Genomic DNA, 11,105 nt, shown 5'->3' on the forward strand with positions numbered 1-11,105 from the left:
CTGCCGATGTTCCAGGAGGCGCAGAAATTCGTGCGTAAGCTGGCGTCCAACAAAGGCAACGTGCTGTTCGTCGGCACCAAGCGTGCTGCGCGCGACATCGTTCGCGAAGAAGCGCAGCGCGCCGGCATGCCCTACGTCGACAACCGCTGGCTGGGCGGCATGCTGACCAACTTCAAGACGGTCAAGCAGTCGATCAAGCGCCTGAACGACCTGGAGGCCCAGATCGCCGAGCCGGGGCGCCTGTCGAAGAAGGAAATCCTCACCGTGCAGCGCGAAGTCGACAAGTTGAACCGCAGCCTGGGCGGCATCCGCGAAATGGGCGGCCTGCCCGACGCGCTGTTCATCATCGATGTCGGCTACCAGAAGGGAGCCGTGGTCGAGGCCAGGAAACTGGGTATCCCGGTGATCGGCGTGGTCGACACCAACAACAGTCCGGAAGGCGTGGACTACATTGTCCCCGGCAACGATGACTCGGCCCGTGCGATCAGGCTGTACGCGCGCGGCATGGCCGATGCGGCGCTGGAAGGCCGTGCCCAGGTCATCAGCGAACTCGTCGGCGGCGAAGAGTTCGTCGAGATCGAGGAAGAAGGGGCGCCCGCTGCCGAATAAAGCGCGGCGCACCGCAACATCGCCGGGAGGGCTTTCCGGCGGATGGGTTTAGAGGAGGGGCGTCTGCCCCTCTTTCTGTATTGAATCGTTTGAAACTGGATGGGGAGTTCGAAATGGCTGAAATCACTGCAAGCATGGTCAAGGAGCTGCGCGAAAAAACCGATGCGCCGATGATGGACTGTAAAAAAGCGCTGTCGGAAGCCGGCGGCGACATGCAGAAGGCGGAAGAGATCCTGCGCGTGCGCTTCGGCAACAAAGCGGCCAAGAGCGCCAGCCGTGTCGCAGCCGAAGGCGTGGTGACGATCGCCATCGGCGCCGACGGCAAGTCGGCCGCCATGGTCGAAGTCAACTGCGAGACCGACTTCGTGGCGAAGAACGACGATTTTCTGGCGCTGTCGAACGCGCTGGCCGAGATGGTGTTGAAGCAGAATCCGGCCGACGTTGCCGCGCTGTCCGCGCTGCCTTACAAGGGCGTCACGGTGGAGGCCTTCCGCACCGAGCTGGTCGGCAAGATCGGCGAAAACATGGCGGTACGCCGTTTCGTGCGTCTGGACGGCCAGGGCAAGTTCGCCAGCTACATCCACGGCGGCAAGATCGGCGTGCTGGTCGACGTGACCGGCGACGAAGCGCTGGCGCGCGACGTCGCCATGCATATCGCGGCGTCCAAGCCGAAGTCGCTGGATGCGTCGGGCGTGTCGCAGGAGCTGATCGATACGGAACGCCGCGTCGCGATCGAGAAGGCCAAGGAAGCCGGCAAGCCGGAAGCCATGCTGGAAAAGATCGCCGAAGGCACGGTGCAGAAATTCCTCAAGGAAGTCACCCTGCTGTCGCAGCCCTTCGTCAAGGACGACAAGCAGACCGTCGAGCAGGTGCTCAAAGCGAAGAGCTCGCAGTGCCACGGCTTCGTGATGTACGTGGTGGGCGAGGGTATCGAGAAGAAAGTGAACGACTTCGCCGCCGAAGTGGCGGCGGCTTCCCAGGTCTGATCGGGCATGGCGCCGGTCCGTCGCATCCTGCTGAAGCTGTCCGGCGAGGCCCTGATGGGGCCGGATAGCTTTGGCTATCACGCCGGCACCATGGCCGGTTTTGTCGGCCAGATCCGCGAAGTGGTGGCGGCAGGCGTGCAGGTCGGTATCGTGATTGGCGGCGGCAACCTGTTCCGCGGCGCCACCGGCGCGCTGTCGGGGATGAACCGTGCCAGCGCGGATTCGATGGGCATGCTGGCCACGGTGATGAACGCGCTGGCGCTGAAGGATGCCCTGCAGCAAGCAGGGGTCGAGGCGCGGGTGCAGACCGCGGTCAGCATCGCCCATGTCGGCGAGGGTTTCGAGCGCGATGCGGCGGTGCGTCATCTGGAGGCCGGGCGGGTGGTGATCTTTGGCGGCGGCACCGGCAACCCGTTCTTCACCACGGATACGGCAGCGGCGCTGCGTGCGGCTGAAATCGGCGCCGATTTGTTGTTGAAGGCGACCAAGGTCGATGGCGTCTACACTGCCGATCCCAAGAAGGACGCAAATGCCGAGCGTTACGAGACGCTGAGCTTCGATCAGGCGATTGCCGGCAATCTGGGCGTGCTCGATACCGCTGCCTTTGCCTTGTGCCGCGAACAGAAACTGTCCCTGGTCGTGTTCAATGTCTTCAAGCCCGGCGCGCTGAAACGCGTGGTGATGGGCGAGAACGAAGGCACGCGGGTGACTTTGTAAGGAGTTGAAATGGCTGAAACCAGCATTGTCGAGATCAAGCAATCCGCCGAACAGAAAATGGGCAAGACCCTGGAAGCGTTGAAAAACGATCTGGCCAAGGTGCGCACGGGGCGCGCCCATACCGGCATCCTCGACCACGTCATGGTCGACTACTACGGCAACCCGACGCCGGTTCCGCAGGTGGCCAACGTGTCGCTGGTCGACAGCCGTACCCTCGGCGTGCAGCCGTACGAAAAGAACATGGTCGGCAAGATCGAGAAAGCGATTCGCGATGGCGATCTGGGCCTGAATCCGGCGACGCACGGCGATATCATCCGCGTGCCGATGCCCTCGCTGACCGAAGAGCGCCGCCGCGACCTGATCAAGGTGGTGCGCAACGAAGCCGAAGGCGCGCGCGTTGCCGTGCGCAACATCCGCCGCGACGCCAACGGCATGCTGAAGGACATGGTCAAGGCCAAGACCGCGACCGAAGACGAGGAGCGCCGGACCCAGGACGAGGTGCAGAAGCTGACCGACAAGTTCATCGGCGAAATCGACAAGATGCTGGCCGACAAAGAGAAAGACCTGCTCGCAGTCTGAGCATATCCGGCGTGGCTACCCGCAGCAAACAAGCGATTCCGGCAAGCGCCGATGTGCCGCGGCACATCGCCATCATCATGGACGGCAATGGCCGCTGGGCGAAGCGCCGGCTGATGCCGCGCGTCGCCGGCCATCGCAAGGGCGTCGAGGCGTTGCGCGGGGTGATCCGCGCCTGCGCCGAACGCGGCGTGCCGCATCTCACGGTATTTGCCTTCAGTTCCGAAAACTGGCGGCGCCCGCAGGAAGAAGTCAGCCTGCTGATGGAATTGTTCATGCGTGCGCTGGAAAATGAAGTCGCGCGACTTCATGAAAACGGCATCCGCTTCCGTGTCGTCGGCGACCTGTCGGGTTTTTCCGAGCGCATCCAGAGCCTGATCCGCGACGCCGAAGCGCTGACGCACAACAATGCCCGCCTCACTTTCACCGTGGCGGCCAATTACGGCGGACGCTGGGACATCGTGCAGGCGGTCAAGAAGCTGATGGCTTCCGGTGTGGCGCCGCAAGCGGTGAGCGAAGCCGCGCTGGCGCAACACCTCAGCATGGCCGATCTGCCGGAACCCGACCTGTTCATCCGCACCGGCGGCGAGCAGCGCATCAGCAATTTTCTGCTGTGGCAGCTGGCCTACACCGAACTCCATTTCACCAACGTGCTGTGGCCGGATTTCGACGCCGTGGCGCTGGATGCGGCAATCGCTTCCTATCGCACCCGCGAACGCCGCTTTGGCCGCACCAGCGAACAGGTGAGCGCGGCATCATGAATTGTTTCCGGGAACCGTATCGATGACGCCGCTTCGCAGCCGGGTGCTGACCGCCGCGTCCCTGCTGGCGGTGTTCGTGCCGGCCGTGCTGTGGGCGCCCACATGGTTGTGGATGATCCTGATCGCCGGCGTGGTCGGCGTGGCGGCGCACGAATGGGCGCGCCTGAGCCATTTCCCCGCTTTGCCGGCGCGCCTCTATGCCGCGCTGCTGACCGCGTGCGCACTGGCGCTGCCCTACGTTCTGGGTGCGCAGTGGCCGATTTTCCAGAATGCCCTCATCCTGCTGGCGGTTGTGTTCTGGCTCGGGGTCGCCCCGTTGTGGCTGCTGGGGCGCTGGCGCGCCGAACCGGCGTTTCTGCGCGCCGCGGTCGGCGTCGTGCTGCTGTTGCCCACCTGGGCGGCGCTGCTGTATCTGCATGCGCGCGGCCCCGGCGTGCTGCTGGCGGTAATGGCGATCGTCTGGATTGCCGACAGCGCGGCCTATTTTGCCGGACGCCGTTTCGGCCGGCATAAACTCGCGCCCGCCATCAGCCCCGGCAAAACCTGGGAAGGGGTGGCGGGAGCGCTCGTCGCGCTGGCGCTGTATGCCGGCGTGTTGAGCGGTACCGTCAACCTGCCGCTGCTGCCGTTGTTGGCCGCGGTGGCGGGCCTGCTGTACCTGTCGGTGCTGGGCGACCTGTTCGAATCCTGGATCAAGCGTGTCTCCGGGATGAAGGACAGCGGCGATTTGCTGCCCGGCCATGGCGGGATGCTCGACCGCATCGATGCACTGACCTCCACGCTGCCGCTGGCATCGGGCATCCTGATCTGGCTGGGGCGCACCGCATGAAGCCGCGCGTTCTCACCATTCTGGGCGCTACCGGCACCATCGGCGTCAATACGCTCGATGTGGTGGCGCGCCACCCCGGACGGTTCGAGATTTTTGCCCTGACCGGTGCAACGCAAGTCGAGCGCATGGTCGAGCAGTGCCGCATCCATCGTCCGCGCTTTGCGGTGATGAGCGAGCCGGCGGCGGCAGCGGCGCTGCGCGCGCGGATTGCCGAAGAAGGCCTGGCGGTCGAGGTGCTCGAGGGCGCCGCGGCGTTGACCGCGGTGGCGACCGCGCCCGAGATCGATACCCTGATGGCGGCGATCGTCGGCGCGGCCGGTCTGCCGGCGACGCTGGCGGCGGCGCAGGCGGGCAAGCGGATTCTGCTGGCCAACAAGGAGACCCTGGTGGTCTCCGGCCAGCTGTTCATGGACGCGATCGCCGCCAGCGGCGCCGAACTGCTGCCGATCGATTCCGAGCACAACGCCATTTTCCAGGCGCTGCCGCGCGGCTTCGGCGGAAATTTCCAGCAGGCCGGGGTGAAGGCGCTGTGGCTCACCGCCTCCGGCGGGCCGTTCCGCACCCTGTCGGCCGAAGCTATTGCCGCCGCCACCCCGGCGCAGGCGGTGGCACACCCCAACTGGGTGATGGGGAAAAAGATCTCGGTCGATTCGGCGAGCCTGATGAACAAGGGGCTCGAGGTGATCGAAGCGCGCTGGCTGTTCAACGCCCGGCCCGAGCAGATCAAGGTGGTGGTGCATCCGCAGAGCATCGTGCATTCGATGGTCGAATACGCCGACGGCTCGGTGATCGCGCAGATGGGCACGCCCGACATGCGCACGCCGATCGCCTATGCGCTGGGCTTTCCCGAGCGCATCGATGCGGGGGTGTCGGCACTGCAACTGATGGGCAGGCAGCTCACCTTCGAGGCGCCCGACACCGCGCGCTTCCCCTGCCTGCAACTGGCGTTCGATGCGCTCGCCGCCGGCGGCAACGCGGCGGCGGTGCTGAACGCCGCCAATGAAGTCGCGGTTGCGCGTTTTCTCGAAGGCGCCGCCACGTTCAACGCCATTGCCGCCAGCATTGCACACACGCTGGGCAAGCTGGCGGGCGGGGCGGGGCATACGCTGGACGACCTGCTCGAGGCCGACCGGCAGGCGCGCCGGGTGGCCGACGCGTATCTCGGACGGCTGCGCGCATGAGCCTGCTGCATACCATTCTCTGGTTTCTGGTCGCCATCGGCATCCTGGTGGTGGTGCACGAATTCGGCCACTACCTCGCGGCACGGCTGGCGGGAGTCAAGGTGCTGCGTTTTTCGGTCGGCTTCGGCAAACCCTTGCTCAGCCGCCGCTTCGGCCGCGACCAGACCGAGTGGACGCTGGCCGCGCTGCCGCTCGGCGGCTACGTCAAGATGCTCGACGAACGCGAGGGTGAAGTGCCTGCCGCAGAGGCGCACCGCAGCTTCAACCGCGCCACCGTGTGGCGCCGCATCGGTATCGTGGCGGCCGGGCCGGCCGCCAATTTCCTGCTCGCCATCGTGTTCTACTGGGCGCTGTTCCTGCATGGCCTGCCTGCGCTGAAGCCGCTGATCGGCGAGCCGCCCGCCGGCACGCCGGCAGCGCAGGCCGGCCTGGCGGCGGGCGACGAGATCCGCCGCGTCAACGGCACCGACACGCCGTCGTTCCAGGATTTGCGGCTGAATCTGCTGCGCGCGGGGGTGGCGGGCGGAGCGCTTACGCTGGAACTGGCCGACGGCCGCAGCGTGCAACTCGATGTCCCGCCGCTGCAGACCGAGAACCTGGAACAGGATACCTTGCGGCCGCTCGGCATCGTGCGCTATGAACCCGAGATTTCTGCGGTCATCGGCAAGGTGCTGCCCGATGGCGCCGCCGCGCGCGCCGGTCTCCAGCCGGGCGACCGGCTGATCACCGCCGATGGCAGGACAGTGGCGAACTGGCAGGGCTGGGTGCAGCTGATACGTCAGCGCCCGGCCCAGCCCTTGCGTATCGAATACGAGCGCCAGGGCCAGCGCCAGGCGCTGAGCCTTGAGCCCGACGCGGTGGACGAAGGCGGTCAGCGCATCGGCAAGATCGGCGCAGGCCCGCAGGTCGACGAGGCGATGCTGGCCGCGCTGATGACCGAGGTGCGCTACGGCCCGCTCGAAGCGCTGGGGCAGGGCGCCGTCAAGACCTGGGACATGAGCGTATTCACGCTGGAGATGATGGGCCGCATGGTGCTGGGCCAGGTGTCGTGGAAAAACCTTTCCGGCCCGCTGACCATCGCCGATTACGCAGGCCAGAGCGCCGCGCTCGGCTGGATCAGTTTTGTCGGCTTTCTGGCGCTGGTGAGCGTGAGTCTGGGGGTGCTCAATCTGCTGCCTGTCCCGTTACTGGATGGGGGGCACCTCATGTATTATGTTGCCGAAGTTTTTACCGGCCGTCCCGTGTCCGACCGCGTCATGGAGATAGGCGGCCGGATCGGTATGGCACTGCTGCTGCTGCTGATGTCGTTTGCCCTGTTCAATGATTTGCAACGCCTGATAGGCGGATGAAACAACCATGACCCCGAACCGTCTCGCGCTCGCCCTCGCAGCCGTATTTGCCGTGCAGCCCGTTTTTGCCGAAGAGCCTTTCGTCGTCAAGGACATCCGGGTCGAAGGCATCCAGCGTACCGAGGCGGGCACGGTGTTCAGCTACCTGCCGGTCAAGGTCGGCGAGGTGATGACGGACGAGAAGACGGCGGCGGCGATCAAGGCGCTGTATGCCACCGGATTTTTCAAGGATGTACGGCTGGAAGCGCGCGACGGCGTGGTGATCGTCACGGTTGAAGAGCGCCCCTCGATTGCCAGGATCACCCTGACCGGGATCAAGGAGTTTTCCGAGGACGATCTGAAAACCGGCCTCAAGCAGACCGGTCTGGCCGAAGGCCGCGTGCTCGACCGCGCGCTGCTGGACAAGGCCGAGCAGGAGCTGCAGCGGCAATACTTCAACCGCGGCAAATACGCGGTGGAGATCAAGTCCACCCTGACGCCGCTGGAGCGCAACCGGGTCGCCGTGCAGTTCGACGTGGTGGAAGGCGACAGTGCCAGGATCCGGCAGATCAACATCGTCGGCAACAAGGCGTTCAAGGAGAAGGAACTGCTGAACCAGTTCACTTCCACCACGCCGGGCTGGCTGACCTGGTACACCAAGAACGACCAGTATTCCAAATCGCGGCTGGGCGGCGATATCGAGGCCTTGCGCTCGTTCTACCTCAACCGCGGCTATCTCGAATTCAACGTCGATTCCACCCAGGTCTCGATCTCTCCCGACAAGCAGGGCATCTACATCACCGTCAACGTGACGGAAGGGCCGCAATACAAGATATCCGACGTCAAGCTGGCGGGGCAGATGCTGGTGCCGGAAGCGGAATTGCAGAAACTCGTCACGGTGAAGCCTGGCGAGGTATTCGAACGCGACCGCCTCACCGAGACCACCAAGAAAATCGCCGACCGCCTCGGCAACGACGGCTATGCGTTCGCCAACGTCAACGCGGTGCCCGAACTCGACAAGGACAAGAGCACGGTCGCTTTCACCCTGTTCGTCGATCCCGGCCGCCGTGTCTACGTGAACCGCGTCAACGTGACGGGCAACACCAAAACCCGCGACGAAGTGGTGCGCCGCGAGATCCGCCAGATGGAAGGCGCGTATTACGACGCCGAAAAAATCAACCGTTCGCGCGATCGCCTGAATCGCCTCGGCTACTTCAACGAAGTCAACATCGAAACGCCGAGCGTGGCGGGCACCACCGACCAGGTCGACGTCAACGTCGGCGTGGCGGAAAAGTCCACCGGCAACGTGATGCTGGGCGCCGGCTTCTCGTCGTCCGAAGGCCTGGTGCTGTCGGGCTCGGTGTCGCAGAGCAACGTGTTCGGCACCGGCAACCGGCTGTCGGCGCAGATCAACTCGGGTAGCGTCAATAAGGTGTATTCGCTGTCGTTCACCAACCCCTACTACACCATCAACGGCATCAGCCTGGGCTACGACCTGTACCGGCGCGACATCGACGCAACCGATCTCGACAATGTCGGCGACTACAAGACGTCCACCTATGGCGCCGGCGTGCGCTTCGGTCTGCCGGTCAATGAACGCGACTTCATTTCATTCGGTCTGACCTACGAGCAGACCTCGCTCACCACCAATCCGAGCAGCCCGACCATCTACCAGCTGTTCGAGCAGGAGTTCGGCAGCGACAACGATACCCTGCGCCTGGACACCTCGTGGGCGCGCGACACCCGCAACAGTTTCCTGTTCCCGACCAAGGGCCAGCTGCAACGGGTGGCGGCCGAAGTCGGCACCCCGCTGGGCAGCCTGGAGTATTACAAACTATCGTTCCAGCATCAGCAGTTCCTGCCGCTGAGCAAGCGCTTCACCCTGATGCTGAACGGCGAGGTGGGAATCGGCGGCGGCCTGTCGGGCAAACCGCTGCCATTCTTCAAGAACTTCTATGCGGGCGGCAACAGCTCGGTGCGCGGCTTCAAAAACGGCACCCTGGGACCGAAGGACCAGAACGACGATGCGCTCGGCGGCGACAAGCGCATCATCGGCAATGCGGAACTCTTTTTCCCGCTGCCGGGACTCAAGGATGACCAGTCGCTGCGTATGTCGGCCTTCGTCGATGCGGGCGCGACCTTCGGTCCCAACGATAACCAGGGCAGATACAAGGATTTCGCATTCGGGGATCTGCGTTATTCGGCGGGCATTGCTGTACTGTGGGTGTCGCCGCTCGGTCCGCTCAAATTCAGTCTGGCGCAGCCGCTGACCAGCAAGACGGGCGACCAGGAAGAAATGTTTCAATTCACCTTGGGCAATACGTTCTGAGGGTAGACCGTTACTGGAGTATTCATGATGAAATTCAAGCAGCTTGCCGTCTCCCTGATCCTGGCGTCCGCGTGTGCGGCCGCCCCTGCCCTGGCTAATACCAAGATCGGCTTCGTCAACACCGAGAAGCTGCTGCGCGAGGCGCCGTTATCGGTCACCGCGCAGAAAAAGCTGGAGCGCGAATTCGCCGCGCGCGACCAAGAATTGCAAAAGCTCGCCAAGCAGGCGCGCGACCTGCAGGCGCAACTCGACAAGGACGGCGTGACCATGTCGGACAGCGAGCGCAAGGCCAAGGAGCGCGACCTGGGTAATCTCAATCGCGACCTGCAGCGCCAGGGCCGGGAATTCCGCGAGGATCTCAACCTGCGCCGCAACGAGGAACTGGGACAGATTCAGGAGCGCGCGCGCAAGGCGATCCAGGACATCGCGCGCGCCGAGAAATTCGACCTGATCGTCGAGCAGGCCGTCTTCGTCGACCCCAAGAGCGACATCACCGACCGGGTGATGAAGGCCCTGGGCGGGAAGTAAAGTCTGGCCGCGGAAAACAAGTACCCGATGGCATCCACGCTGGCCGAACTGGTCGCGCATTTTGGTGGGGAACTGGTAGGGAACGGCGACGTTTCGATCCGTCAGGTCGCGCCGCTGGACCGCGCCGCAGCAGACGAAATCGGCTTCGTTTCGCAGAGCAAGTACCTGTCCCAGCTGGCCGATACGCGCGCCGGGGCGGTGATCCTGCCGGCGGATGCACGCGATGCCACTGGCCTGCCGCGCATCCTCACCCCCAATCCCTATCTTTATTTCGCGCGCGTCTCCGCCTTGCTGAATCCGCCGCCGCGCCCGCCGGCGGGTATCCATCCTGCGGCGACGGTCGCACCGGATGCAGAGGTCGCCGCCGATGCCAGCATCGCCGCCGGCGCGGTCGTCGGCAGCGGTGCGCGCATCGGCGCCCGCTCGGTGATCGGCCCCAACTGCGTGGTGGGCGATGGTGCGCGCATCGGCGCCGATTGCCTGCTGCACGCCAACGTCACGCTGTACCACCGCTGCGAAGTGGGCGACCGCGCCATTCTGCATTCGGGCTGCGTCGTTGGCGCCGATGGCTTCGGCTTCGCGCCCAACGAAGGCCGCTGGGAGAAAATTCCGCAGATCGGCCGGGTGCTGGTCGGCGACGATGTCGAGATCGGCGCCTGCACCACCATCGACCGCGGTGCACTGCAAGACACGGTGATCGAGGAGGGCGTCAAGCTCGACAACCTGATCCAGGTCGCGCACAACGTGACGATCGGCGCGCATACCGCGATTGCGGCCTGCACCGGGATCGCCGGCAGCACCCGAATCGGGCGCCATTGCACGATCGGCGGGGCAGCGATGATTTTCGGCCACATCGAGATCGCCGACGGCACCCGCATCTCGACCAACACGCTGATCACCAAATCGCTGCCGCGGGCGGGCACCTATACCTCGGCGTTGCCGTTTTCCGAACACGAGGTCTGGCAGAAGAACGCCGTCCACATGCGCAACCTCGACAAGCTGGTGAACCGGGTCAAACAGCTTGAAAAACGACTCAATGAACTCGAAGGCAAATCATGATCATGGATATCGAGCAGGTGATGCAGTACCTGCCGCACCGCTACCCTTTCCTGCTGATCGACAAGGTGACCGAACTCGAACTCGGCAAGTCCATCACCGCAATCAAGAACGTCACCATCAACGAGCCGTTCTTCAACGGCCACTTTCCGGGCGCGCCGGTGATGCCGGGTGTGCTGATCCTGGAAGCGATGGCGCAGGCGGC

At 64.5% G+C, this 11,105-nt stretch carries 12 protein-coding genes; all 12 read left to right on the top strand.

The features are described from left to right. The coding region (gene rpsB / locus Q0L94_RS10005) for a 30S ribosomal protein S2 (RefSeq protein WP_296752977.1) at positions 1 to 609 on the top strand (609 nt) is incomplete at its 5' end. Between the two features lie 113 nt (positions 610 to 722). Further along, entirely contained in the window at positions 723 to 1,595 is an 873-nt protein-coding gene (tsf, locus tag Q0L94_RS10010; protein ID WP_296752978.1) for a translation elongation factor Ts, read from the top strand. Positions 1,596 to 1,601: 6 nt separating this feature from the next. Continuing rightward, positions 1,602 to 2,312, top strand: a complete 711-nt coding sequence (gene pyrH, locus Q0L94_RS10015; protein WP_296752980.1) for a UMP kinase — start codon at positions 1,602 to 1,604, stop codon at positions 2,310 to 2,312. Between the two features lie 9 nt (positions 2,313 to 2,321). Further along, on the top strand, positions 2,322 to 2,891 hold the full coding sequence (gene frr / locus Q0L94_RS10020; protein WP_296752982.1) for a ribosome recycling factor: 570 nt from the start codon (positions 2,322 to 2,324) through the stop codon (positions 2,889 to 2,891). 11 nt (positions 2,892 to 2,902) lie between these two features. Further along, positions 2,903 to 3,649 carry a polyprenyl diphosphate synthase gene (gene uppS / locus Q0L94_RS10025; RefSeq protein ID WP_296752983.1) on the top strand — a complete coding sequence of 249 codons (747 nt, stop codon included), beginning with the start codon at positions 2,903 to 2,905 and terminating at the stop codon, positions 3,647 to 3,649. Between the two features lie 22 nt (positions 3,650 to 3,671). Further along, positions 3,672 to 4,478: a phosphatidate cytidylyltransferase gene (locus Q0L94_RS10030; protein WP_296752984.1), complete on the top strand. Its 807-nt coding sequence runs from the start codon at positions 3,672 to 3,674 to the stop codon at positions 4,476 to 4,478. Continuing rightward, positions 4,475 to 5,659 (top strand): 1-deoxy-D-xylulose-5-phosphate reductoisomerase, encoded by a 1,185-nt coding sequence (ispC, locus tag Q0L94_RS10035; protein ID WP_296752985.1) that lies wholly within the window; start codon positions 4,475 to 4,477, stop codon positions 5,657 to 5,659. The genes Q0L94_RS10030 and ispC overlap by 4 nt, the downstream gene beginning before the upstream one ends. Then, complete coding sequence (rseP, locus tag Q0L94_RS10040; RefSeq protein ID WP_296752986.1) at positions 5,656 to 7,008, top strand: RIP metalloprotease RseP; 1,353 nt, start codon at positions 5,656 to 5,658, stop codon at positions 7,006 to 7,008. Before ispC ends, rseP begins: the two co-directional genes overlap by 4 nt. A 7-nt stretch (positions 7,009 to 7,015) precedes the next feature. After that, positions 7,016 to 9,316 carry an outer membrane protein assembly factor BamA gene (gene bamA / locus Q0L94_RS10045; protein ID WP_296752987.1) on the top strand — a complete coding sequence of 767 codons (2,301 nt, stop codon included), beginning with the start codon at positions 7,016 to 7,018 and terminating at the stop codon, positions 9,314 to 9,316. A 24-nt stretch (positions 9,317 to 9,340) separates the two neighbouring features. Next, positions 9,341 to 9,844, top strand: a complete 504-nt coding sequence (locus Q0L94_RS10050; RefSeq protein WP_296752989.1) for an OmpH family outer membrane protein — start codon at positions 9,341 to 9,343, stop codon at positions 9,842 to 9,844. 27 nt (positions 9,845 to 9,871) lie between these two features. Beyond that, positions 9,872 to 10,903, top strand: a complete 1,032-nt coding sequence (gene lpxD, locus Q0L94_RS10055) for a UDP-3-O-(3-hydroxymyristoyl)glucosamine N-acyltransferase (RefSeq protein WP_296752990.1) — start codon at positions 9,872 to 9,874, stop codon at positions 10,901 to 10,903. Then, a partial coding sequence (gene fabZ / locus Q0L94_RS10060) for a 3-hydroxyacyl-ACP dehydratase FabZ (RefSeq protein ID WP_296752991.1) occupies positions 10,900 to 11,105 on the top strand: 206 nt, incomplete at its 3' end. The genes lpxD and fabZ, both read left to right, overlap by 4 nt.

This window comes from Thiobacillus sp. (genome assembly GCF_024708915.1).

What these genes read in the sequence shown, in the direction of transcription:
- tsf (WP_296752978.1), top strand. Translation starts at nt 723, where the DNA reads ATGGCTGAAATCACTGCAAGCATGGTCAAGGAGCTGCGCGAAAAAACC.
- pyrH (WP_296752980.1), top strand. Translation starts at nt 1,602, where the DNA reads ATGGCGCCGGTCCGTCGCATCCTGCTGAAGCTGTCCGGCGAGGCCCTG.
- frr (WP_296752982.1), top strand. Translation starts at nt 2,322, where the DNA reads ATGGCTGAAACCAGCATTGTCGAGATCAAGCAATCCGCCGAACAGAAA.
- Q0L94_RS10030 (WP_296752984.1), top strand. Translation starts at nt 3,672, where the DNA reads ATGACGCCGCTTCGCAGCCGGGTGCTGACCGCCGCGTCCCTGCTGGCG.
- ispC (WP_296752985.1), top strand. Translation starts at nt 4,475, where the DNA reads ATGAAGCCGCGCGTTCTCACCATTCTGGGCGCTACCGGCACCATCGGC.
- rseP (WP_296752986.1), top strand. Translation starts at nt 5,656, where the DNA reads ATGAGCCTGCTGCATACCATTCTCTGGTTTCTGGTCGCCATCGGCATC.
- bamA (WP_296752987.1), top strand. Translation starts at nt 7,016, where the DNA reads ATGACCCCGAACCGTCTCGCGCTCGCCCTCGCAGCCGTATTTGCCGTG.
- Q0L94_RS10050 (WP_296752989.1), top strand. Translation starts at nt 9,341, where the DNA reads ATGATGAAATTCAAGCAGCTTGCCGTCTCCCTGATCCTGGCGTCCGCG.
- lpxD (WP_296752990.1), top strand. Translation starts at nt 9,872, where the DNA reads ATGGCATCCACGCTGGCCGAACTGGTCGCGCATTTTGGTGGGGAACTG.